Genomic DNA, 23,510 nt, shown 5'->3' with positions numbered 1-23,510 from the left:
CCTCTCGTCAGGACGAGGACGGCGGGCGGAGCCCTCCGGACCTCGTCACGGGTCCCCACGACCGTAACGAAGTTGTTCAGCGGTGCAACTTTGAACGGGCAGCAGACGGCACACGATCCGGTGCGGAGGGTCCCGACGACGCTCAGGCGGGGGTGGAGACCTCGAGGATGCGGCTCAGCAGGCCGCCGACGAACTTCGGCGACTCGTCCGTGGACAGGTCGGCCGCGAGGTCGACGGCCTCGCTCACGGCCACGGGACCGGGGACGTCGTCGACGTGAAGGATCTCGTAGACCGCCACCCGCACGATGTTGCGGTCGACCCCGGGCATCCGGTCCAGCGTCCAGCCCCGTGCGTGCTCGGTGATCAGGGAGTCGATGCTCTCCTGGTGCGCGGCCACGCCCTCCACGAGCTGGACCGTGTACGGGTTGACCGGCGGGTCGTTCGTCTCGAGCCGGGCGGCGAGGGTGCCGCCGAGGGGGACGCCCCGCATCTCGGACTCGAAGAGGACGTCGAGCGCCCGCTTGCGGTACTTGGTCCTGGCGCCCATCAGGCCTTCACGCGACCGAGGTAGCCACCGTCGCGCGTGTCCACCTTGATCTTCTCGCCCGAGCTGACGAACAGCGGGACCTGGATCTCGCGGCCGGTCTCCAGGCGCGCGGGCTTGGTGCCGCCGCTGGAGCGGTCGCCCTGCAGGCCCGGGTCGGTGTGCTCGATGAGCAGCTCCACGGAGGCGGGGAGCTCGACGTAGAGCACCCGGCCCTCGTTCGTGGCCACCACGGCGTTCTGGTTCTCCAGCAGGAAGTCCGTGGCCGTGCCCATGGCCTCCGGTGCGATCTCGAGCTGGTCGAAGGTCTGCACGTCCATGAACACGTAGCTCGACCCGTCGTTGTACAGGTACTGCATGTCGCGCTTGTCGACGGTGGCGGTCTCGACCTTCGTACCGGCGTTGAACGTCTTGTCGACGACCTTGCCGGACTCGACGTTCTTCATCTTGGTGCGCACGAAGGCGGGACCCTTGCCGGGCTTGACGTGCTGGAACTCGACGATGGTCCAGAGCTGGCCGTCGATGTTCAGCACCATGCCGTTCTTCAGGTCGTTCGTGGTGGCCATCAGGCGATCTCCAGGAGCTCGGTGGTCAGGTCGGTCAGCACCTCGGGGGTTCCCGGGTCCGCCGGCGTGACGAGGACGGTGTCTTCGATGCGCACTCCCCCGCGGCCCGGGACGTAGATGCCCGGCTCCATGGTCAAGGTGGTGCGACTCGCCAGTGTACCGGCGTGCGAGGCGGCGATGAACGGGTCCTCGTGGATCTCCAGGCCCACCCCGTGCCCGAGACCGGTCGTGAAGTGCTCGAGCCAGCCGGCGTCGGCGAGCACGCCACGCGCAACCGTGTCGGACTCGGCCACCGGGCGGCCCTCGTGCAGCACGGCCACGCCGGCGGCCTGGGAGGCTCGCACGGCCGCGTGCACTTCTCGCTGCCAGGCGTCGGCGGTGCCGAGCACGACGGTTCGCGTGCAGTCGGCGTGGTAGCCCGAGACCCGGGCACCGAAGTCGGTCTTGAGCAGGTCCCCGGGCTGCAGGACCCGGTCGGTCGGGTGGTGGTGCGGGACCGCCGTGTTCGGGCCGGACGCCAGGATCGTCTCGAAGGCGATGGCCTCGGCGCCGAGCTCGAGCATGCGCCACTCGAGGTCACGCGCCACGTCGCGCTCGGTCCGGCCCACGAGCGGACCGGCCCACAGTCCCTCGAGCGCCGCGGTGGAGATCCGGCACGCCTCCCGCAGGGCGGCGATCTCGGTGTCGTCCTTGACGGTGCGGGCGTCCTCGACGAGCCGGCCGGCGGGCACCAGCGTGACCGCCGGGGCCGCCTCGACCAGGCGGGCGTGGGCGTCGACGCTGAGCGCGTGCGTCTCGGCCGCCCACGACGTCTGCCCGGACGCGGTGATCCGCTCGGCGGCGACACCCACGAGGTCGCGGGTGATGACGTGCTCGAGCCCCGGCACCTCCTGCGCGGCCTGGTCCCGGTAGCGACCGTCCGTGAGGAAGACCCCGCTTCCGTCGGCGTGCAGCACGAGCGCACCGTTGGAGCCGGTAAACCCCGTCAGGTACCGCACGTTGACGAGCGTCGTGACGACGAGGCCGTCGCGTCCTGCCTCCGAGAGCGCGGCACCCACCCGACGTCGTCGCCGCGCGAGGTCATCGGCGCCTGGCGTGGTGCCCAGGAGCGCCGTCATCGGCTCGTGAGCGCGGCGAACGAGTCGCGCAGCGTGGTCTCGTCGGGTCCGGCCAGGATGGTCGTGCGGCCCAGGTCCTCCAGCACGACGAAGCGCAGCTGGTCGCCCCGCGTCTTCTTGTCGAGCCGCATGGCCGCGAGCAGCGGGGTGAAGGCCCCGGCCCAGGTGGTCGGCAGCGCGAGGGAGCCGAGCACGTCACGGTGACGCTGCACGAGGTCGGCGTCGATGAGGTCGTGCCGCTGCGCCAGCTCGGCCACGAAGACCATGCCCACGCTGATCGCCTCGCCGTGGCGCACGGAGTAGTTCTCCTCGCGCTCGATCGCGTGGCCGAGCGTGTGCCCGTAGTTGAGCGCCTCCCGTCCGATCGACGCCTCGTCCTCACGGGATCCACCGGTCTCCCGCAGGTCGCCGGCCACGGTCCGGGCCTTGACCCGGATGCCCTTGGCCACCAGCTCGGCGAGGATCGGTGACGTCGGGTCGAGCACCGTCGCGGCCCCCGCACCCTCCACCAGCTCCAGGATCGACGGGTCGGCGATGAAGCCGCACTTGACCACCTCGGCCAGGCCGCTGCGCAGCTCGGCCGACGGCAGGTCCGTGAGCAGCTCGAGGTCGCAGAGCACGCCGACCGGCTCGTGGAACGCACCCACCAGGTTCTTGCCCGCGGCGGTGTTGATGCCGGTCTTGCCACCCACGGCCGCGTCGACCATGCCGAGGACGGTGGTCGGCAGGTTGATGAACCGCACGCCGCGCAACCAGCTGGCCGCCACGAACCCGGCGAGGTCCGTGGTGGCTCCCCCGCCGAACCCGACGACCACGTCGGAACGCGTGAAGCCCGCCTGGCCGAGGATCCCCCAGCAGTACTGCAGCACCTCGGCGGTCTTCGCGGCCTCGCCGTCGGGCAGCTCGACGAGGTGCACGTCGACCGTGTCGGTCGCCTGCTCGCTGATCAGCTGGGCGCGCAGCCGTGCCGCACGCTCCCGCAACGCGGCGGGGTGCAGGATCGCCACTCGACGCACGTCGTCGCCGACGAGCGAGGCCAGGCGGGCCGACGCACCGGCGCCCACGACGACGTCGTAGGGGGCGGCGGTCTCGACCCTGATGCGGGTGGTCACGGGTGGATCTCCTCCTGGAGGAAGTGTCGGACGTGGTCGGCCACGTCGGCGGGGTCGAGGTCGTCGGTGACGACCGTGTGGACCGCGAGGCCCTGGTAGAGGGGTCGGCGACCGTCGAGCAGCGCCTTCAGCGTGGCCCGCACGTTGCCCAGCAGGAGCGGGCGGTTCGTCCCGAGCCCCACTCGCTGGGCCGCGGCGGTCAGCCCGACGTCGAGGAAGACGACGCGCTCGCCGCGCAGCCTCTCCTGCGTCCGGGGGTGCATCACCGCACCACCGCCGAGCGCCAGCACCCCGTCGTGCTCCTCGAGGGCCGTGGCGACCGCCGCGGCCTCGAGCTCACGGAAGTGCGCCTCGCCGCGCTGGACGAACAGGTCCTGCACGCTGGTCCCGGCCACGGCCTCCACGTCGGCGTCGGTGTCGCGCACCGTGGTGCCGAGAGCCTCGGCCAGCAGGTGGGCCACCGTGGTCTTGCCGGCGCCGGGCGCTCCGATCAGGACGACGACCGGACTCAACGGAACCTCAGGTGGTCGCGGTAGGCCTCGACGTTGCGTCGGACCTCCTCGACCGAGTCGCCCCCGAACTTCTCGGTGATCGCGTCGGCGACCACGAGCGCGACCATGGCCTCGGCCACGATGCCGGCGGCCGGGACGGCGCACACGTCGGAACGCTGGTGATGGGCACGCGTCTCCTCTCCGGTGGCCACGTCGACGGTCCGCAGGGCCCGCGGCACGGTCGCGATCGGCTTCATGGCGGCACGCACGCGCAGCAGCTCCCCGGTGGTCATGCCGCCCTCGGTCCCGCCGGAGCGGCCGGAGACGCGGCGGATGCCGTCGTCTGTGGGGACGATCTCGTCGTGGGCCAGCGATCCGCGGGTACGGGCCAGCTCGAACCCGTCGCCCACCTCCACGCCCTTGATGGCCTGGATGCCCATGAGGGCACCTGCGAGCCGGGAGTCGAGACGCCGGTCCCAGTGCGTGTACGAGCCGAGGCCGGGCGGCAGGCCTTCCACGACCACCTCGACGACACCGCCGAGGGTGTCACCGTCCTTGTGGGCCACGTCGATCTCGGCCACCATCGCCGCGCTCGTGGCGGCGTCGAAGCAGCGCACCGGGTCGGCGTCGAGCGCCTCGACGTCCGAGGCGCTCGGCACGAGGCCGGCGGGCGCCGTGACGGTGCCCAGCTCGACGACGTGCGACAGGACCGTGGCGCCGGTGGTCTGCTCGACGAACTTGGCCGCCACCTCGCCGAGCGCGACGCGGGCGGCGGTCTCGCGGGCGCTGGCCCGCTCGAGCACGGGACGAGCCTCGTCGAAGCCGTACTTCTGCATGCCGGCGAGATCGGCGTGGCCGGGTCGGGGCCGGGTCAGCGGCGCACCCCGCTTGAGCCCGTCGAGCACCTCGGGGTCGACCGGGTCGGCCGCCATGACCTGCTCCCACTTCGGCCACTCGCTGTTGCCGATGCGCAGGGCCACGGGGCTGCCCATGCTGACGCCGTGCCGCAGGCCGCCGATGACCTCGAGCTCGTCGGCCTCGAAGCTCATGCGCGCGCCCCGCCCGTAGCCCAGGCGGCGCCGGGCGAGCGCGTCCTGCACGTCCTTGCTGGTCACGTGCACGCCGGCTGGGAGTCCCTCGAGGATCGCGACGAGCGCGGGTCCGTGGGACTCTCCGGCAGTCAGCCATCGAAGCATGGGGGTCATTCTGTCAGGAGCAGTCGGGGCGGCACGGAGGGCCTGCCCGGCTGTGCCAGGATGGGGTCGCCCGCTCCCTGGGGGCTCGGACGAGGCTGCCGTACCCGATCAGCGCAAAGACGGCAGGTCAGGAGTCGTCATGAGCTGGATCGTGCTCGTCGGGTCAGGAGTGCTGGAGGCCGTGTGGGCCACTGCCCTCGGTCGCTCGGACGGCTTCAGCCGCCTCGTCCCGAGCCTCGTGTTCGGCGTCGCCCTCGTGCTCAGCATGGTCGGCCTCGCGTGGGCGATGCGTGACCTGCCGACCGGGACGGCATACGCCGCGTGGGTGGGCATCGGCGCCACGCTCACGGCCGCCTGGGCCATGGCGCAGGGCGACGAGCCGGTGTCCGTGGCGCGGGTCCTGTGCCTGCTGGCCGTGGTGTCCGGGATCGTCGGGCTGAAGCTCACCCACTGACGCGCCGTCAGCGGAGCAGGGCCACCAGCGGCGGGCCGAGGAAGGCCCCCACGACGAGGTACGGACCGAAGGCGAACGGGTCGCGGCGTCCGATCCGTCCCGTGGCGTACAGCCCCAGCCCGACGAGGGCGCCCAGGATGAACCCCGCGTAGCCGCCGTACAGCGTCTCGGCGGCACCGAGCGCACCCAGAAGCAAGCCGATCACGCCCGCGATCCGCACGTCGCCGAACCCGAACGGCTGGCTGATCCACCGGCCGAGGGCGTAGATGAGCCGGAAGACCCCGTAGAGCACGAGGTTGCCGATCAACCCCTTGAGGATGATCGACCGGTCCTGGGCCACGAGCGACGCCAGGGCGACGAGCACGAGCACCACCACGTGCAGCGGCAGCGTGAGGGCGTAGGGCAGCAGCCGGGTGCGCAGGTCGATGTACGACAACCACGTGCCGACGCCGGCGAAGACCGCCCAGGCCGGCAGCAGCAGCGGCTCGTCGATGCCGAGCGCGACGACGAGCGCCAGCACCGCCGCGACCAGGGCGAGCGCCGGGGCGAGGCGAGGGCGTCGGGCGAGGTCGACGTAGAGCGGCTTCGGGGGCTCGTCGACCTCGGAGGGGTCCGGCTCCGGCTCGGGCAGCCGGGAGATCACGAGCGGGCCGAGCAGGCCGAGCACCCCCGCACCGACGACGGTGGCGACGACGTAGAGGGTCTGCACGGCCGCCACCCTAGGGCACGTCGCGCGCGGCCGACAGCTCCGCGAGCGCGGCGTCGCGCAGCACGTCGACGTCGACCCGCGAGCCCGTCATGAGGGCGAGCTGCAGCGCGGCCTGGTGGGCCAGGAGGTCGAGCCCGGACACCGCGGGCCGGTCGGCCTCGTGCGCCGCGAGCAGCAGCCGGGTGGGCCACGGGTCGTAGACGACGTCGAAGACCGCGGCGGCGGACTCGACCAGCTCGTGGGACCGAGCACCGGCCGCGTCCTCCGGCACCGTGGAGACGAGCAGGTCCGCGACGTCGACGAACGGGGCGTCGCTCGAGCGCACGACCACCTCGAGCCCGGCCGAACGCGCCGACGCCGCGGTCGTCTCGGCCCGCGCGACGTCGCGGACGACCAGCTCCATCCGGCGGGCACCCAGCCCCACCACGGCGTGGGCGACCGACGACGCCGTGGCACCCGCGCCGAGGACACGAACGAGCGGCACGTCGGCGATGCCGGCCTCCTGCAGCGCAGCGAGCGTGCCGGGCACGTCGGTGTTGTCGGCGCGGACCACGCCGTCGGCCAGCAGCAGGGTGTTCGCCCCACCAGCGGCGGCGGCGACGTCGGAGACGTCGTCCGCCAGCTCGAGCGCGTCACGCTTGTGCGGGGCGGTCACGGCGAGGCCGCGCCACGTGGGGTCGAGGCGCTCGACCCACGCACCGAGGCCCGCCGGCTCGACGTCGACCGCGTCGAACGTCCAGTCCAGGCCGAGCTCGGCGTAGGCCGCGCGGTGCATGACCGGCGAGAGGGAGTGCGCGACCGGGTGGCCCACCACCGCACAGCGTCGACGAGCGGGCCGCCCGGTACGCGGGTCAGCCACCACAGGAGCCGGCGCCGTAGACCTTCTGGCAGTCGGCGTTGTGCTGGGCGAAGTCGGTGTTGAAGATCGTGACGCCCTCCTTGTCGGCGAAGAAGTACAACCAGTCGCCGTCGGCGGGGTTGAGGGCCGCCTCGATGGTCTTCTCGCCCGGTGAGCCGATCGGGCCGGGCGGCAGCCCGGCGTTCTGGTACGTGTTGTACTCCGACGGGTTCGCGCGCTCCTCCGGCGTGGTCCACACGTCGCCCTCCCGCTGGCTCACGTACGAGACCGTGGAGTCCAGCTGCAGCGGCATGCCGTCCTCGAGCCGGTTGAAGAGCACCCGGGCCACCTTGGGGTAGTCCTCGTCGCGGGCCGCCTCGTACTCCAGGATGCTCGCCATCGTGAGGACGTCCTCCTTGGACAGCCCGAGGGCCTTGGCGCGGGCGTCGATGTCGAGGTCGGCCTCGACCTCGAGGGTCTTCTTGACCATCTGCTGCATCAGCTCGAGCGCCGTGGTGCCGGGCTCGACGGTGTAGGTCGCCGGGAACAGGTACCCCTCGGGGTTGCCGTTGGCGCCCTCGGGCAGGCCGAGGTCCTTCGGGTCGTCGAGCACCGCGGTCACCTCGTCCTCGCTGATCTCCGAGCCGGCGGCGATCGCCTTGACGATCTGGCCCACCCTCGAGCCCTCGGGGATGGTGACCTTGCCCTCGACCCGGTTGCTCGCGTCGGTGAGCTCACGCATCGCCCACTCCGCCGACATCTTGCGCCGCAGCTGGTAGAAGCCGGGCTGGATGGTCGCGAAGCGCTCGTCGTTCAGCGACAGCTGGTAGAACGCCTCGGCGCTGGCCACGACGTCCTGCTTCGCCAGGATCGACGCCATCGCCTGGCCGTCCGACCCGGCGGGGATCTCGACGACGACCTCGCCGCTGCCCTGGCCGGAGTAGTCCTCCGGGCCGTTCAGGTACGAGCCGGCCTTGTCCCACACGACCTTGCCGGCGAAGACGAGGCCGGCCAGGAGCACGAGCACCAGCAGGATGCGTCCCCAGCGGGGTCCGCGCTTGCGGGGGGCACGCCGGCCGCCGGCCTTGGTGGCGCGTCGCCCACCACTGTCGGCGCCCAGGATGTCGAGTCCGCTGTCACTCACGTCGACCTCAGATCGTCTCGCCCGGGGCCGATCCCCGGGTCCGTTCGGTGTCCAGGGCGGTCTGCAGGATGACCGTGGCCGCAGCCTGGTCGATCACCGAGCGTCGAGACCGCCCGGACCGCCCGCCCTCGCGGAGCAGGCTGTCCGCAGTCATCGTAGACATCCGCTCGTCGAACAGCCGGACAACTGTGGGCGCCACCGTGTCGGCGAGAGCGCGGGCGAACACCCGCACCTTCGCCGCCGCGGGACCCTCGCGCCCGTTCAGCGACACCGGGAGACCGACCACGAGCTCCAGCGCGTCGACCTCGGAGGCGAGGGCGGAGAGCCGGCCGATCGCGTCGGGTCCGGCGGCCACCGTCTCCAGCGGCGTGGCCACGAGCCCGTCGGGGTCGCACACGGCCACGCCGATGCGGACGTCGCCGACGTCGACGCCGAGTCGACGTCCCCTTCTCATCGGACCTGCCTCACCGAGAGACCGTCTCGCGCACGGTCTCGACGACCGCCCCGAACGCAGCGTCGATCCCGCCGACGTCGGTGCCTCCGCCCTGCGCGACGTCGGGCTTCCCGCCGCCCTTGCCGCCGATGCGCTCACCGACGACCCCGACCAGGGTGTTGGCCGAGAGCCCGCGCTCCTGCGCTGCGGGCGTGACGGCCACGACCACGGAGGGTCGGTCGTTCGCGGTTCCGATCACCACCACCACGGCGGGCCGGTCCTGCAGGCGGCCGCGGACGTCGAGGGCGAGGGACCGGACGTCGCCGCCACCGACACCCTCGGCACGGTGCGTCACGACGGCCACCCCGTCGACGTCGGCCGCGGCAGCGGCGATGTCGCCGGCCGCTCCCTGCAGCTGCGCGGTCCTGAGCTTCTCGAGCTCCTTCTCGGTGGCCTTGAGCCGTGCCACGAGGTCGCCGACCCGGACCGGCACCTCCTCCGGCCGCGCCTTGAGCACGTCGGTGAGCTGGAGCACGAGATCGCGCTCCTTGGCCAGGTAGGCGAAGCCCTCGATGCCGGTGAGCGCCTCGATGCGGCGGTTGCCGGCTCCGACCGAGCCGTCCGAGGTGATGACGACGGTGCCGATCTGGCTGGACCGCTCCACGTGGGTGCCACCGCAGAGCTCACGCGACCAGGGACCGCCGATCTCGACCACGCGCACCTGCTCGCCGTACGTCTCGCCGAAGAGCGCGAGAGCGCCCCACTCGCGGGCCTCGGGCAGGGTCATGTACTGGGCCGAGACGAGCAGGTCCTCGCGCAGCGCGCGGTTCGACACGTGCTCGACGTCGTGCAGCTGCTCGGGCGACAGCGCCCCGTTCCACCCGAAGTCGAGACGCAGGTAGCCGGGTCGGTTGTACGAGCCCGACTGCAGCGCGGTGGGGCCCAGCACCTCGCGCAGCGCCGCGTGCACGACGTGCGTGCCCGAGTGCGCCTGACGCGCTCCGGTGCGCCACTCGCGGTCGACGTCGGCCGAGACGGTCTCGTCGACGACGAGCTCGCCCTCGAGCACGCGCACCTGGTGGACGACCAGGCCCTTGATGGGCCGCTGCACGTCGAGGACCTCGGCGCTGCCTCCTCCGCCCGACGTCCACGTGATGGTGCCCGCGTCGGCGTTCTGGCCGCCGGACTCCGCGTAGAACGGCGTGCGGTCCAGGACGACCTCGCCCACGCTCCCCGCACCGAGCGCCGGCGTCGCTGCGCCCTCGCTCAGCAGCGCGAGGACCCGAGACTCCGTCGACAGGGTCGTGTACGCCTGCCAGTCGGTCGGACCGTTCGCGTCGAGGGCCGCGCGGTAGGCGGTGGTGTCGGCGTGGACGCCCTTCTTGGCCTTCGCGTCGGCCTTCGCCCGGGCCTTCTGCTCGGCCATGAGCGACCGGAACCCCTCGGCGTCGACCGTGAGGCCCTGCTCCTCGGCCATCTCGAGCGTCAGGTCGATCGGGAAGCCGTAGGTGTCGTGCAGCGTGAACGCCGCCGAGCCGGACAGGCCGCTCCCGCCGTCGGCCTTCACCTTCTGCGCCGCGACGTCGAAGATCTGCGTGCCCTTGCCGAGGGTGGACCGGAACGCGTCCTCCTCGGCGTAGGCGACCTGGGAGATGCGGGCGAAGTCGGCCTCGAGCTCGGGGTACGACGCCTTCATCCGGTCCTTGCTGACCGGGAGCAGCTCGGGCAGGGCGGGGTCCTCGTAGCCCAGCAGACGCATGGACCGCACCGCGCGCCGCAGCAGGCGCCGCAGCACGTAGCCGCGCGCCTCGTTGCCGGGGGTCACGCCGTCGCCCATGAGCATGAGCCCGCTGCGCACGTGGTCGGCCACGACCCGGAACCGGACGTCGTCCTCGTGGTTCGCGCCGTAGGCCCGTCCGGTCAGCTCGGACGCGCGCTCGATGACGGGGTACACCTCGTCGATCTCGTAGAGGTTCTGCTTGCCCTGCAGCAGGTAGGCGACGCGCTCCAGGCCCATCCCGGTGTCGATGTTCTGGCTCGGCAGCGGGCCCACGACGTCGAACTGGTCCTTGGCGCGGACGTTGGTGATCTCCTCCTGCATGAACACGAGGTTCCAGATCTCCAGGAACCGGTCCTCGTCGACGACCGGGCCGCCGTCGGGCCCGTGCTCGGGGCCACGGTCGATGTAGATCTCGCTGCACGGGCCGCCAGGACCGGCGACGCCCATGTGCCAGTAGTTGTCGAGCAGACCCCGGTCCTGGATCCGCTCGTCGGGCAGGCCCGCGACGGACTTCCAGAGCGCGCGGGACTCGTCGTCGCCCTCGAGCACCGTGACCCACACCCGGTCGGCGTCGAAGCCGAAGCCCCCGTCGTCGACGTGGCCGGTCACCAGGCGCCAGGCGTGGGTGATCGCACCTTCCTTGAAGTACTGGCCGAAGCTGAAGTTGCCGTTCATCTGGAAGAACGTGCCGTGCCGCGTGGTCTTGCCGACCTCCTCGATGTCGAGGGTGCGCACGCACTTCTGGACGCTGGTGGCGGTGCCGTAGGGCGGCGTCTCCTGGCCGAGGAAGTAGGGCTTGAACGGCACCATGCCCGCGTTGACGAACAGCAGGTTGGGATCGTCCAGCAGCAGTGGGGCCGAGGGCACCACGGTGTGCCCGGCGGCCTCGAAGTGCTCGAGGAATCGGCGCCGGATCTCTGCGGTCTCCATCAGGGGTGGTCTCTCTCGTCGGTGAGCTCGGGACGGTCCGCGGCCGATTGGTCCGCGGCTGGGGCCTCGAGCGAGGGTCGGGGTGGCGTGATCTGGTCGGCGAGCCGCGACTCGGCGGTGGACATCCCGTCGCGGACCTCGTCGGCGAAGGCCCGCCACCCGGTGCCGAGCGCGGCAGCCTGGTCGATGAGTCCGGGCATCGAGACCCGGTAGGCGGCCCGCCGGGCCTTGGCGCTGGCGTAGACACCCACGGCCGAGCCGGCGACGAACCAGACGGCGCGCGGCTTCATCGCTCCCCCAGCCACTGGTCGGAGGGCGGCGGCGGTGCCGTGGAGGCGTGGGCCGCACGAGCGGCCCGGCGTCCGGCCCGGAGTCGGTCACGTCGCCGGTTGCGGTACTCCCGGCGCATCAGGGCGCCGATCCGGTCGCGGCTCTCGGGTCGCAGGGCGTGAGCCACACCCTGGACGACCACGGCGAACCTGACCTGTGGACGGCTGAGCGCGGCCTCGACGACTTGATCCTGGGTGGGCGGCACGACGACCCGACCCTCGACGACACGAGGTTCCAGCGCCACCGGCCGCACCTCGAGCGCAGCGGCGGCGTCGGGGCGTGCCTCCGGCCCGGTCGAGCGCTGCACCGACGCGGGTCGCGGCGTCCGGTCGTGGTGGCTCGCGTCGTCCGGGGCCGACACCGCAGCAGCGGCCGAACGGGCGACCCGCCGGGCAGCCACGACCGCCACGACCGCGGCCGCCACGGTCACGACCGCGAGGACCGCGATGGCGACGAGGATGGCGACGTCGGCGGACATGACCTCGAGGTTACTAGGGCCGGCCCCCGCGAGCGCCGGGGCGGGCTCACCGTGCTCGCGCGACCCGCCCGTCGAGGTTCGGCGCCGTCGTCAGCGGTCGCGCAGGATGGCGCGGATGCGGGCCAGCCGTTCGGCGACGGCCGCCTCGGCTCCGTGGCGTCCGGGCTCGTAGTAGTCGCGGCCGTCGACGTCGTCGGGTGCGTACTGCTGGGTGACGACACCGCGCGGGTCGTCGTGCGCGTAGCGGTAGTCGTGCCCGTGGCCGAGCTTCTTGGCACCTGCGTAGTGCGCGTCGCGCAGGGCCGGCGGGACGGCACCCACCCGGCCGGCGCGGACGTCGGTCTGGGCGGCGTTGATGGCCTGGACCACGGCGTTCGACTTCGGGGCCGTGGCCAGGTGGATCACGGCCTGGGCCAAAGGGATGCGAGCCTCGGGGAACCCGATCATGGCGACGGCCTGGGCCGTGGCCGTGGCCACCGGCAGCGCCGTGGGGTCGGCCATGCCGATGTCCTCGCTGGCGTGGATCATCAGCCGCCGGGCGATGAAGCGCGGGTCCTCCCCCGCCTCGATCATCCGGGCGAGGTAGTGCAGGGCGGCGTCGACGTCTGACCCGCGGATGCTCTTGATGAAGGCGCTGGTGACGTCGTAGTGCTGGTCGCCCTGCCGGTCGTAGCGCACCGCCGCCTTGTCGACCGCGAGCGCAGCGTCGTCGACCGTGACCTCGATGCGACCCTGGCTGAGCGTGGCACCGGCGGCGGCCTCGAGGTAGGTGAGGACCCGTCGGCCGTCGCCCCCGGCGAGCCGGACGAGGTGGTCGCGGGCGTCGTCGCTCAGGGAGACCGCCCCGCCGAGACCGCGGGGATCCTCGACCGCCCGGTCGATCATGGTGGCGACGTCGTCATCGTCGAGCGACTGCAGGGTCAGCAGGAGCGAACGGCTGAGCAACGGCGAGATGACGCTGAAGTGGGGGTTCTCCGTGGTGGCGGCCACGAGCGAGACCCACCGGTTCTCGACCCCGGGCAGGAGCGCGTCCTGCTGGGCCTTGGAGAAGCGGTGCACCTCGTCGACGAACAGCACGGTCTCGACGCCGTTCTGCAGCGCCCGGCGGGCACCGGAGATGACGTCGCGCACCTCCTTGACCCCCGCCGAGACGGCCGAGACCTCCATGAAGCGCCGGTTCGTGTGGTTGCTGATGAGCGAGGCGATCGTGGTCTTGCCAGTGCCCGGCGGGCCCCACAGCAGGATGGTGAGCGGCTGGTCGCCGTCGATCACCTGCCGCAGGGGCGATCCGGGGGTGAGCAGGTGCTGCTGGCCCACCAGCTCGTCGAGCGTGCGCGGACGCATGCGCACCGCCAGCGGCGCCGAGGAGTGAGCGTTGCCGGCGAGCGAGCCCGACGAGCCCGTTCCGTTCGCCGCCCACGGCCCGGCGCCCCCGCCGGGCCGCGCCGCCGGGCGGTCGTCCGCCGCGGGCAGGTCGAACAGTCCGTCGTCGCTCACCCCGCGAGCCTAGTCACCGACCCCGACATCGCCCCCATCGGTGGATCGGCAACATCAGGCCGCGCACCGGTGGATCGGCAACCGCAGACGGCGCCCAGATGTTGCTCAGCCACCGATGCCGGCGGACGGACGCGACGGGAGTCAGGCCTCCGACGCCTCCTCCGACCCCTCGTCCTCGGCCACGGCGTCGACGCCGGCCTCCTTGCGCTGCTCCGGCGTGATGGGCGCCGGGGCCGCGGTGAGGGGGTCGTAGCCGCCGCCGGACTTCGGGAAGGCGATGACGTCGCGGATGGAGTCCGTGCCCGCCAGCAGACCGACGGTGCGGTCCCACCCGAACGCGATGCCGCCGTGCGGCGGGGCGCCGAAGGCGAAGGCGTCGAGCAGGAAGCCGAACTTCTCCTGCGCCTCCTCCTCGCCGATGCCCATGATCTCGAAGACGCGCTTCTGGACGTCGGGACGGTGGATACGGATGGACCCGCCGCCGACCTCGTTGCCGTTGCACACGATGTCGTAGGCCTGCGCGATCGAGCTGCCCGGATCGGCCAGCGTGGCCGGGTCCTGGGGCGCCGTGAAGGCGTGGTGCACGGCGGTCCACTCGCCACCTCCCACGGCGACGTCGCCGGAGTCGAGGTCGCTCACGGCCTCGAACATCGGCCAGTCGACGACGAAGCAGAACGCCCACGCCGACTCGTCGATGAGGTTCTCGCGGCGGGCGATCTCGATGCGGGCCGCGCCGAGCAGCTGACGCATCTGCTTGACCGGACCGGCCGAGAAGTAGATGGCGTCGCCGGGCTTCGCGCCGACGGCCTCCGCCAGTCCGTCGCGCTCGGCCTCGGACAGGTTCTTGGCGACGGGGCCGCCGAGCGTCCCGTCCTCGCCGACGAGCACGTAGGCCAGACCACGCGCACCGCGCTGCTTGGCCCACTCCTGCCAGCCGTCGAGCGTGCGGCGTGCCTGCGAGCCGCCGCCGGGGTGCACCACGGCCCCGACGTACGGCGCCTGGAACACCCGGAACGGGGTGTCCTTGAAGTAGTCGGTCAGCTCGACGAGCTCGAGGTCGAAGCGCAGGTCGGGCTTGTCGGAGCCGTAGCGACGCATCGCGTCGGCGTAGGTGATGCGCGGGAACGGGCGCGGGAGCTCGACGTCGATGAGCTTCCAGAGCTCGGCGTAGACCTCCTCGGCCAGAGCGATCACGTCGTCCTGGTCGACGAAGCTCATCTCGATGTCGAGCTGGGTGAACTCCGGCTGACGGTCGGCACGGAAGTCCTCGTCGCGGTAGCAGCGCGCGATCTGGTAGTACCGCTCCAGGCCGCCGACCATGAGCAGCTGCTTGAACAGCTGGGGGCTCTGCGGCAGGGCGTACCAGCTGCCCGGGCGCAGACGCGCGGGCACGAGGAAGTCGCGGGCGCCCTCGGGCGTGGAGCGGGTGAGCGTGGGCGTCTCGACCTCGACGAAGTCGTGGCGCTCCAGCACCTGACGGGCCACGGCGTTGACCTTGCTGCGCAGCCGGATGGCGTGGGCAGGGGCGGGCCTGCGCAGGTCGAGGTAGCGGTAGCGCAGACGCGCCTCCTCCCCCACTTCCACGTGCTCGTCGATCGGGAACGGCAACGGCGCCGACGCGCTGAGGATCTCGACGTCGCTCGCGATGACCTCGATCTCGCCGGTGGGGATCGCGGCGTTCTCGTTGCCCTCGGGACGCTTCTCGACGGTGCCGACGATCTTCAGGCAGAACTCCGAGCGGAGCTGGTGGGCGACCTCCTCGCGCACCACCACCTGCACGACGCCGCTGGCCTCGCGCAGGTCGATGAATGCGACGCCGCCGTGGTCGCGTCGGCGCGCGACCCATCCGGCGAGGGTGACCTGGTCGCCGACGTGGGCGGCGGTCAGGCTTCCGGCGTCGTGGGTGCGGATCACGGCGAGGTCTCCTTCGAGAGGGGGGTCCCGACGACGGTGGGCGTCAGGTCGTGAGCGGGGGGCGTCCAGGTGTCGGGGTCGACCTCGACCTGGTCGCCGGTGCGGATGTCCTTGACACTAGGCGGTTCGCCCGGGAAGAGGACGTACGGGATGCCGCGGCGCTCGGCGGTGCGGATCTGCTTGCCGAACTTCTGCGCGGCGGCGGACACCTCGGTGGGGATGCCACGGGAGCGCAACCGCTGGGCCAGCGAGTCGCTGGCCGGTCGGGACTCCTCGTCGGTGACCGCGACGAGCACGGCGGACGGGACGGGCCGGCTGCTCGTGAGCCCGTCGGCGACGAGGGGCACCAGCAGCCGCGAGAGGCCGAGCGAGATGCCGACGCCCGGGTACGTGCGCTTCCCGTCGGAGGCGAGCTCGTCGTAGCGACCACCGGAGCACACGGAGCCGAGCTGCTCGTGGCCGTTCATGCGGGTCTCGAAGACCGTGCCGGTGTAGTAGTCCAGGCCACGGGCGATGCGGAGGTCGGCGGTGACCCGGACGCCCTCGACGTCGGCGCACGCGGCCACCACGGAGGCGAGCTCGTCGAGGCCCTCGTCGAGCAGCGGGTGCTGCACGCCCAGCGCGCGGACACGCTCCACGAACGAGGTGTCCTCGGTGCTGATCTCGGCGAGCGCGAGGCAGGCGCGTGCGGAGGCGTCGTCGAGACCGGCCTCGGCCAGGAGCTCCAGGACCTTCTCGCCCGGCAGCTTGTCCAGCTTGTCGACGACCTGCATGACGGCGGTCGGCGTGGCCACCCCGAGCCCGATGTAGAAGCCCTCGAGCACCTTGCGGTTGCTCACCTGGAGCGTGAACAGCTCCTCCGGAGCCGCCCGGAGCCCGGCACCCCCGCCGGGGGTCGTCCCCGCGCCGAGACCGAGGACCGTCGCCACGGCCGCCAGCGCCTCGGCCATCACCCGCGCGACCTCGACGTCGGCGTGGAAGGGCAGGGTGCCGTCGCCGACGATGTCGATGTCGGCCTGGGTGAACTCACGGAACCGACCCTGCTGCGGTCGCTCGCCCCGCCAGACCTTCTGGATCTGGTAGCGCCGGAACGGGAACTGCAGCTTGCCGGCGTTCTCGACCACGTAGCGCGCGAACGGGACGGTGAGGTCGAAGTGCAGGGCGAGCGCGTCGGACCGCGACGACGACGCTCCTGGGGAGGCGTCGTCGTGGATGCGACGCACGACGTAGACCTCCTTGTCGATCTCGCCCTTGCGCAGCAGCGTCTCGACCGGCTCGACCGCACGCGTCTCGACGTTGGCGAAGCCGTGCAGCTCGAACACGCGACGCAGGGCGTCGGTGACGGCCAGCTCGACCGCACGGTCGGCGGGCAGCAGCTCGGGGAACCCGCTCAGCTTCGCCACGTCAGGCCTCCTTCAGATCGGCCAGGAAGGGGTTGGTGGCCCGCTCGCGTCCGATCGACGTCTGCGGCCCGTGCCCGGGGAGCACGACGACGTCGTCCGGCAGCGGGAGGATGCGCTCGCGCAGGCTGGTGAGCATCTGGTCGTGGTCACCGCCGGTGAGGTCGGTCCGTCCGATCGACCCGGCGAACAGGAAGTCGCCGGAGAACATCACCTGCGACACGTCTTCGGGGCCGTCCCAGTCCACTCGGTAGTAGACGGTGCCCGGGGTGTGCCCGGGCACGTGGTCGACGCTGATCCGCAGTCCGTCGACCTCCACGACCGCACCGTCGACCGCGTCGCGGACGTCGTCGGGCTCGCGGAACTCCGGCAGGTCGTCGAGGCCGAACTGGGCGCGCAGCATCGCCGCCGACGGTCCGGAGATCGCGGCCATCGGGTCGGCCAGGAGGTGCCGGTCGGCGGGATGGATCCACACCGGTGCGTCGAGCTCGCGGGCCACGTCCTGCGCGCACCACATGTGGTCGAAGTGGCCGTGGGTGATGAGCACGGCGTCGACCGTCAACCGGTGCTCGGCGACGACCTGGCGCACGCCCTCGATCGAGTCCATGCCCGGATCGACGACGGCGCAGCCGGTGCCGGGACCTCGGGCCACGACGTAGCAGTTGGCCTGAAGCGGGCCGGCGGGGAAGGACGTGAGCAGCACGCACCACAGGGTACGCGGGGCCGCGACGTCGGATCGCCCGGCGGTTCGTCCGGGGCGGCGACGCCCAGGCGACGCCGGGGTGGTCATGCCCAGGTGGTGTCCTCCTAGACTGTCGCCATGACCTCTGCCGCCGAGCATCCGTGGGGCCGCGTCGACGCCGAAGGAAGGGTCTTCGTCAAGACCGGTGACGCCGAGCGCGAGATCGGCGAGTGGAAGGTGGGAGAACCTGCCGAGGGTCTCGCCTTCTACGTGCGTCGCTTCGAGGGCCTCGAGACCGAGGTCGACCTGCTCGAGAAGCGCCTCACCACCGGTGCGCTCTCGCCCGACGAGGCGGCGAAGGCCGTCGCGAAGGTGCGCGGCGAGGTGGCCGACGCCGCCGCGATCGGTGACCTCGCGTCGCTCGACACGCGACTGGACGCGCTCGCTCCCGCCATCGAGAAGCAGCGCGAGGAGCGTCGGGCCGAGCGTGAGGCGAAGGTCGCCGAGGCGACCGTGGCCAAGACCCGCATCGTCGAGGAGGCCGAGAAGATCGCCGCCGGCCAGGACTGGCGTGCCGGGGCCGACCGGCTCCGCGCCCTCCTGGAGGAGTGGAAGGCGCTCCCCCGCCTCAGCAAGTCCGCCGACGACGAGCTCTGGCACCGCTTCAGCGCCGCCCGCACCTCGTTCACCCGCAAGCGCAAGACGCACTTCGCCGAGCAGAACACCCAGCGCGAGGCGGCGCAGAAGGTCAAGGAGAAGCTGATCGTCGAGGCCGAGGCGTTGTCGTCCTCGACCGAGTGGGGTCCGACGTCGGGCAAGTACCGCGACCTCATGACCGAGTGGAAGAAGGCAGGGTCCGCCCCGCGCAACGTCGAGGACAAGCTCTGGAAGCGGTTCCGAGCCGCCCAGGACGTCTTCTTCCAGGCCCGCGACGCCGCCAACGCCGCGCTCGACGAGGAGTTCGCCGCCAACGCCGTGGTCAAGGAGCAGATCCTGGTCGAGGCCGAGGCGCTGCTGCCGATCACCGACCTCGACGCCGCCCGCAAGGCGCTGCACGACATCGCCGACCGCTGGGAGGCCGCCGGCAAGGTCCCGCGCGGCCGGGTCAAGGAGCTCGAGGGGCGTCTGCGCACCGTCGAGCAGGCCGTGCGTGCCGCCGGTGAGCAGGAGTGGAAGCGTTCGGACCCGGAGAAGTCGGCTCGCGCCGACGACATGATCGGCAAGCTTCAGCGCGCCATCGACGAGACCCGCGAGTCCCTCGCCAAGGCCGAAGCCGCCGGCGACGCTCGCAAGGTGAAGGACCTGACGCAGAAGCTGGAGTCGAACGAGTCGTTCCTCGCCATGGCTCAGAAGGCCGCGTCCGACTACAGCTGAGCCGGCCGTCGGCCGGGGCGGCGGCTGGGCTGCTGTTCGGCCGCTGCGGGTGGGGCGTGCCTTGCTGCTGCGTCGCCGCGGTGGGGCGTGCCTTGCTGCTGCGTCGCCGCGGTGGGGCGTGCCTTGCTGGTGCGTCGCCGCTGCTGGGTCTTCTCCTGCTGCTGCGCTGCTGTGGCGCCGAGTCAGGTCGGTCTCCGAAAGGGCCTCGACCGGCGGACGGGTCCGGGGTCGGTCGAACACTCGGAGCGTGGCTTCGGGGACGCAAGGTTCTGCGTTCGTGCGTGAGGGGTCGAAGGATGCTGCGTTCGTGTTCGGATCCGGTCGCGAACGCAGCATCGTTCGGACTTCAGGACGCGACGGCAGAATCTTGCGTCGGCGGGGGCGATGGTGCGCGGCGGTGGGGCAGGGATTCTCCCTTCTCGCGGACCGTTCCACGACGATGGAGAATCACTGCCCCTACGAGGCCGAAGTCGTCGCCACGATGCTTCCTTCGCGAGGCACGGTCCACGCGAAGGGAGAATCGTGCGTGGATCCCGCAGAGACGGAGAATCGTGGCCGCGCCCCGCAGACCCACCCGGGTCGAGACCCCCCCCGCTCCGGTCGAGGCCCTCTCGGAGACCACGCCCACTCGCAGCCACGACGACGCAGCAGCGAGTGGAAGCCCAGCCGCGCCCAGCAGACCCACCCGAGCCCAGCCCCCAGTCGAGGCCCTCTCGGATGCCGCACGACGAGCCGCAGCCGGACCGACTCACCCGACGGGCGAGGCCGGCTCAGTCAAACTGCGCCTGCAGCGCGCGTGAGTACAGGCCCCAGCCCTCGACGTCGCGCAGCGTGACCGCCAGGGCACGGGTACGGACGTCGATCTCGACCTCGCCGTAGAGCTGATCGGAACGGACGGCGGCAACGGTCGATCTCCCCCGAGGTCACGACCCGAGCGTCACGGACCGAAGCGACGTCCGGGTGACCACCGAGCGGCCGGTCACGCCGCCCGACGTCACTGCGTGACGCGGTAGACGTCGAAGACGCCCTCGATGGTGCGGACGGCCGCGAGCACGTGGTCGAGGTGCTTGGGGTCGCCCATCTCGAAGCTGAACTTGCTCTTGGCCACACGGTCGCGCCCGGTGGAGAGCGCGGCGGACAGGATGTTCACGTGCTGGTCGGAGATGATCCGCGTGATGTCGCTCAGCAGACGGGGACGGTCGAGCGCCTCCACCTGGATCGCCACGAGGAACGTGCTGTGCGCGTTGGGCGCCCACTGCACCGGGACCAGCCGCTCGGGCTGCGACCTCAGCGACTGCAGGTTGACGCAGTCCCTGCGGTGCACCGACACGCCGGAGCCACGCGTCACGAAGCCCTCGATCACGTCGCCGGGGACCGGGGTGCAGCAGCGGGCGAGCTTGACCATCACGTCGCCCGAGACGCCCTCGACCAGCACGCCGGCCTGGCCGTCGGCCCGCTGGCGGCGCGAGCCGCTGCCGGGGATGACCGTGGCCTCCGCGAGGTCCTCCTCGGCACCGTCGCGCCCGCCAGAGAGGGCGATGACCCGCTCCACCACGTTCTGCGCGCCGACGTTGTTCTCCCCCACCGCGGCATAGAGCGCGGAGACGTCGGGCAGGTTGAGGTCCTTGGCGATCGCGTCGAGCGTGTCGTGCTTGAAGATGCGGTGCAGCGGCAGGTTCTCCTTGCGCATCTGCTTGGCGATGAGGTCACGACCGCGCTCGATCGCCTCCTCGCGACGCTCCTTCGTGAACCACTGCCGGATCTTGTTGCGGGCGCGCGGGCTCTTGACGAACTCGAGCCAGTCGCGGCTGGGTCCGGCGTCCTGCGACTTGGACGTGAAGACCTCCACCACGTCGCCGGTCTTGAGCTCGGACTCCAGCGACACCAGCCGTCCGTTCACGCGCGCACCGATGCAGGCGTGCCCGACCTCGGTGTGCACGGCGTAGGCGAAGTCGACGGGCGTGGCCTCGGCCGGGAGCTGGATGACGTCGCCGCGCGGCGTGTACGCGTACACGCCGACGCTGTTCATCTCGAAGCGCAGGTTGTCGAGGAAGTCGACGGAGTCCTCGGTCTCGGACTGCCACTGGACCAGCTCGCGCAGCCAGGCCATGTCGTCGCTGCCGGGCGACGCGCCCTTCGCCGTGGACGGGTTCGCGCTCCCGTCCTCCTTGTACTTCCAGTGCGCAGCGACGCCGTACTCGGCGCGACGGTGCATGGCGCGGGTGCGGATCTGCAGCTCGACCGGCTTGCCCTGCGGACCGATCACCGACGTGTGCAGCGACTGGTACATGTTGAACTTCGGGACCGAGATGTAGTCCTTGAAGCGGCCGGGGATGGGGTTCCACCGGGCGTGCAGGACCCCGAGCACGCCGTAGCAGTCGGCCACCGTGTCGACGAGGATCCGGACGCCGACGAGGTCGAAGATGTCGGTGAACTCGCGCTCCCGCACCAGCATCTTCTGGTAGATCGAGTAGTAGTGCTTGGGGCGGCCGCTGACCGTCGCCTTGATCTTGGCGTGCCGCAGGTCGGACTCGACGTCACCGATCACGCGCTCGAGGAACTGCCCACGCGACGGTGCCCGGTCGGCCACGAGGCGCACGATCTCGTCGTAGACCTTGGGGTGCAGGGTCGCGAACGCGAGGTCCTCGAGCTCCCACTTGATGGTGTTCATGCCCAGCCGGTGGGCCAGGGGGGCGAAGATCTCGACCGTCTCGCGCGCGATCCGCTCCTGCTTGTCCTGCCGCAGGTAGCGAAGCGTGCGCATGTTGTGCAGGCGGTCGGCGAGCTTGATGACGAGCACCCTGATGTCGCGGCTCATGGCCACGACCATCTTGCGGATGGTCTCGGACTGCGCGGAGTCGCCGTACTTGACCTTGTCGAGCTTGGTCACGCCGTCGACGAGCAGGGCCACCTCGTCGCCGAAGTCCACGCGGAGCGTGTCGAGCGTGTAGGGCGTGTCCTCGACCGTGTCGTGCAGGAGCGCCGCGCACAGGGTGGGCCCGGTCATGCCCAGCTCGGCCAGGATGGTGGACACCGCGAGCGGGTGGGTGATGTAGGGGTCGCCGCTCTTGCGGGTCTGCCCCTCGTGCATGCGCTCGGCGATCTCGTACGCCTTGCGGATGACGTCGACGTCGGCCTTGGGGTGGTTCTCGCGGTACACCGCGAGCAAGGGGTCGAGCACGGGGTTCTGCGGCGTCGAGCGGCCGCCGATGCGGGCCAGCCGGCTGCGCACGCGGGCACCGGCCGGCGCCTGGTCGGCGCGGGCAGGTTCCGGCGGCGCAGCCGTGTCGGCGGCTCCGCCGTGGTCGGTGTCGATGCGCTCAGCCACTCAGTGCTCCTGTCGTGCCTTCCATCGTAGGACAGGCCCGATCACCGCGGTCACGGGACCGACCAGACCTCAGAGCAGGACGTCGAGCAGCGTGGCCGCGGCGCCGAGCACCAGGATCGCGACGAGCACGAGGGCGATGGTTCGGGTGTGACGGGGGTTCATGGGTGTCCTGACGGATCGCGGGGTCGACGAGCGAGGGGTCAGTAGCGGCGCAGGCTGACGAGCGGCGTGCCGGAGAGCACGTCCCGGCCCCCGAGCGCGCCGATCTCGAGGACCACGACGTTGCCGACGACGGTGCTGCCGCACGCCGCCACGAGCTCGCCGGCCGCGACCAGCGTGCCCCCGGTGGCGAGCACGTCGTCGACGACGACCACCCGGGCCCCCGGCGCCAGGGCGTCGGTGTGGATCTCGAGCGTGGCCTCGCCGTACTCCAGCGCGTAGGTGGCGCTGTGGGTGTCGGCCGGCAGCTTGCCCTGCTTGCGGACCGGCACGAAGCCGACGCCGAGCTCGAGGGCCAACGGTGCGCCGAAGATGAAGCCGCGCGCCTCGACGCCCACGACGACGTCGGGCTCGAGGTCGCGCACGGCGTCGCACAGGGCCGCCGAGACGGCCGAGAAGGCCTCGTGGTTCGACAGCAGGGGCGTGACGTCACGGAAGGTGACGCCCTGCGCCGGCCAGTCCTCGACCGGCCGGACGCAGGCGTCGATGGCCGTGGCCGCGTCCATGGAGCTCAGGAGCCGTTGCCGCTCAGGTCGACGTCGCACTCGTCCTTGGCGTGCTTCTCGATGGCGTCGGAGGCCTTCGTGAACTTCTCGTCGCTCAGCTTCTGGAAGTCCGCGGCCAGGCCCTGGAGCTTGGCCATGTCGACACCCTCGGGCAGCTCGCCCTGCTGGACCTTCGCGAGGTCCTCGAGCTTGATGCCGGCGTCGTCGAGGGACTTCTCGACCGAGGTGATGCCGTCGTCGAGCACCTTCCAGTCGGACTCGACGTCGGAGGGGGCCTCGTCGGCGAGCTTGTGGAAGGTGGCGAAGGCCTTGTCGATCTGCCCGAGGTCGCTGCCCTCGAGGGAGTCGAACTCCTTCGTGGCGGACTTGAGGTCGGAGCAGTAGGCGCTGCTCCCGGATCCACAGGCGGTCAGGGTCGTGGCGGCGGCGAGCACGGCGCCGGCGAGAGCGAGCTTCTTCATGCGCGC

Annotated in this window: 22 protein-coding genes and 1 riboswitch; of the genes, 2 read left to right on the top strand and 20 right to left on the bottom strand. The window is 71.8% G+C overall.

The features are described from left to right. Positions 1 to 142 precede the first annotated feature (142 nt). The 6 genes from nusB to aroC are packed head-to-tail and all read right to left on the bottom strand — an operon-like array spanning position 143 to position 5,027. Positions 143 to 547, bottom strand: coding sequence for a transcription antitermination factor NusB (nusB, locus tag NUV38_RS10160; protein ID WP_055970429.1), 405 nt, complete (start codon positions 545 to 547; stop codon positions 143 to 145). After that, positions 547 to 1,110, bottom strand: coding sequence for an elongation factor P (efp, locus tag NUV38_RS10155; protein WP_257729015.1), 564 nt, complete (start codon positions 1,108 to 1,110; stop codon positions 547 to 549). The genes nusB and efp overlap by 1 nt, the downstream gene beginning before the upstream one ends. After that, complete coding sequence (locus NUV38_RS10150) at positions 1,110 to 2,228, bottom strand: Xaa-Pro peptidase family protein (RefSeq protein ID WP_257729014.1); 1,119 nt, start codon at positions 2,226 to 2,228, stop codon at positions 1,110 to 1,112. The genes efp and NUV38_RS10150 overlap by 1 nt, the downstream gene beginning before the upstream one ends. Continuing rightward, the gene (gene aroB, locus NUV38_RS10145) at positions 2,225 to 3,340 is read right to left on the bottom strand and encodes a 3-dehydroquinate synthase (RefSeq protein WP_257729013.1); all 1,116 of its coding nucleotides are present in this window, start codon (positions 3,338 to 3,340) and stop codon (positions 2,225 to 2,227) included. Before aroB ends, NUV38_RS10150 begins: the two co-directional genes overlap by 4 nt. After that, the gene (locus NUV38_RS10140; protein ID WP_257729012.1) at positions 3,337 to 3,852 is read right to left on the bottom strand and encodes a shikimate kinase; all 516 of its coding nucleotides are present in this window, start codon (positions 3,850 to 3,852) and stop codon (positions 3,337 to 3,339) included. The genes aroB and NUV38_RS10140 overlap by 4 nt, the downstream gene beginning before the upstream one ends. Continuing rightward, complete coding sequence (aroC, locus tag NUV38_RS10135; RefSeq protein ID WP_257729011.1) at positions 3,849 to 5,027, bottom strand: chorismate synthase; 1,179 nt, start codon at positions 5,025 to 5,027, stop codon at positions 3,849 to 3,851. The genes NUV38_RS10140 and aroC overlap by 4 nt, the downstream gene beginning before the upstream one ends. Positions 5,028 to 5,091: 64 nt before the next feature. Further along, positions 5,092 to 5,156, top strand: a riboswitch (guanidine-III (ykkC-III) riboswitch). A 10-nt stretch (positions 5,157 to 5,166) separates the two neighbouring features. Here aroC and NUV38_RS10130 point away from each other — a divergent pair. Beyond that, positions 5,167 to 5,481 carry a multidrug efflux SMR transporter gene (locus tag NUV38_RS10130; protein WP_257729010.1) on the top strand — a complete coding sequence of 105 codons (315 nt, stop codon included), beginning with the start codon at positions 5,167 to 5,169 and terminating at the stop codon, positions 5,479 to 5,481. Between the two features lie 7 nt (positions 5,482 to 5,488). On the opposite strand, the gene NUV38_RS10125 is transcribed toward NUV38_RS10130, so the two are convergent. The 11 genes from NUV38_RS10125 to NUV38_RS10075 all read right to left on the bottom strand — a co-directional run bounded on the left by NUV38_RS10125 (position 5,489) and on the right by NUV38_RS10075 (position 17,637). After that, the gene (locus NUV38_RS10125; RefSeq protein WP_257729009.1) at positions 5,489 to 6,190 is read right to left on the bottom strand and encodes a prepilin peptidase; all 702 of its coding nucleotides are present in this window, start codon (positions 6,188 to 6,190) and stop codon (positions 5,489 to 5,491) included. 10 nt (positions 6,191 to 6,200) lie between these two features. Continuing rightward, on the bottom strand, positions 6,201 to 7,049 hold the full coding sequence (locus NUV38_RS10120) for a shikimate dehydrogenase (RefSeq protein ID WP_257729008.1): 849 nt from the start codon (positions 7,047 to 7,049) through the stop codon (positions 6,201 to 6,203). After that, entirely contained in the window at positions 7,042 to 8,172 is a 1,131-nt protein-coding gene (mltG, locus tag NUV38_RS10115) for an endolytic transglycosylase MltG (protein WP_257729007.1), read from the bottom strand. Before mltG ends, NUV38_RS10120 begins: the two co-directional genes overlap by 8 nt. Before the next feature lie 7 nt (positions 8,173 to 8,179). Continuing rightward, entirely contained in the window at positions 8,180 to 8,626 is a 447-nt protein-coding gene (gene ruvX / locus NUV38_RS10110) for a Holliday junction resolvase RuvX (protein ID WP_257729006.1), read from the bottom strand. Between the two features lie 10 nt (positions 8,627 to 8,636). Beyond that, positions 8,637 to 11,315, bottom strand: coding sequence for an alanine--tRNA ligase (gene alaS, locus NUV38_RS10105; RefSeq protein ID WP_257729005.1), 2,679 nt, complete (start codon positions 11,313 to 11,315; stop codon positions 8,637 to 8,639). Next, the gene (locus NUV38_RS10100) at positions 11,315 to 11,605 is read right to left on the bottom strand and encodes a DUF6167 family protein (protein WP_257729004.1); all 291 of its coding nucleotides are present in this window, start codon (positions 11,603 to 11,605) and stop codon (positions 11,315 to 11,317) included. Before NUV38_RS10100 ends, alaS begins: the two co-directional genes overlap by 1 nt. Further along, complete coding sequence (locus NUV38_RS10095) at positions 11,602 to 12,123, bottom strand: hypothetical protein (protein WP_257729003.1); 522 nt, start codon at positions 12,121 to 12,123, stop codon at positions 11,602 to 11,604. The genes NUV38_RS10100 and NUV38_RS10095 overlap by 4 nt, the downstream gene beginning before the upstream one ends. Before the next feature lie 90 nt (positions 12,124 to 12,213). Beyond that, a complete protein-coding gene (locus NUV38_RS10090) occupies positions 12,214 to 13,620 on the bottom strand; it encodes a replication-associated recombination protein A (protein ID WP_257729002.1) in 1,407 nt (468 codons plus the stop codon). A 141-nt stretch (positions 13,621 to 13,761) separates the two neighbouring features. Further along, on the bottom strand, positions 13,762 to 15,534 hold the full coding sequence (gene aspS, locus NUV38_RS10085; protein ID WP_257729001.1) for an aspartate--tRNA ligase: 1,773 nt from the start codon (positions 15,532 to 15,534) through the stop codon (positions 13,762 to 13,764). After that, the gene (hisS, locus tag NUV38_RS10080) at positions 15,531 to 16,937 is read right to left on the bottom strand and encodes a histidine--tRNA ligase (RefSeq protein ID WP_257729000.1); all 1,407 of its coding nucleotides are present in this window, start codon (positions 16,935 to 16,937) and stop codon (positions 15,531 to 15,533) included. The genes aspS and hisS overlap by 4 nt, the downstream gene beginning before the upstream one ends. Position 16,938: 1 nt before the next feature. After that, the gene (locus NUV38_RS10075; RefSeq protein ID WP_257728999.1) at positions 16,939 to 17,637 is read right to left on the bottom strand and encodes an MBL fold metallo-hydrolase; all 699 of its coding nucleotides are present in this window, start codon (positions 17,635 to 17,637) and stop codon (positions 16,939 to 16,941) included. Positions 17,638 to 17,754: 117 nt separating this feature from the next. Here NUV38_RS10075 and NUV38_RS10070 point away from each other — a divergent pair, with 117 nt between their 5' ends. Then, a complete protein-coding gene (locus NUV38_RS10070) occupies positions 17,755 to 18,990 on the top strand; it encodes a DUF349 domain-containing protein (RefSeq protein ID WP_257728998.1) in 1,236 nt (411 codons plus the stop codon). Between the two features lie 994 nt (positions 18,991 to 19,984). Here NUV38_RS10070 and NUV38_RS10065 read toward each other — a convergent pair. The 3 genes from NUV38_RS10065 to NUV38_RS10055 form a co-directional block, all read right to left on the bottom strand. Beyond that, entirely contained in the window at positions 19,985 to 22,318 is a 2,334-nt protein-coding gene (locus tag NUV38_RS10065) for a bifunctional (p)ppGpp synthetase/guanosine-3',5'-bis(diphosphate) 3'-pyrophosphohydrolase (RefSeq protein ID WP_374626755.1), read from the bottom strand. Positions 22,319 to 22,518: 200 nt separating this feature from the next. Next, on the bottom strand, positions 22,519 to 23,043 hold the full coding sequence (locus tag NUV38_RS10060; RefSeq protein WP_257728997.1) for an adenine phosphoribosyltransferase: 525 nt from the start codon (positions 23,041 to 23,043) through the stop codon (positions 22,519 to 22,521). 5 nt (positions 23,044 to 23,048) lie between these two features. Then, complete coding sequence (locus NUV38_RS10055) at positions 23,049 to 23,504, bottom strand: hypothetical protein (protein WP_055970478.1); 456 nt, start codon at positions 23,502 to 23,504, stop codon at positions 23,049 to 23,051. Between the last annotated feature and the right edge of the window lie 6 nt (positions 23,505 to 23,510).

Source organism: Aeromicrobium sp. 50.2.37, from assembly GCF_024655735.1.
Lineage (GTDB): Bacteria > Actinomycetota > Actinomycetes > Propionibacteriales > Nocardioidaceae > Aeromicrobium.
Note: the sequence above shows the minus strand (reverse complement) of the source record. Positions and strands in the feature narration are given on the sequence as shown.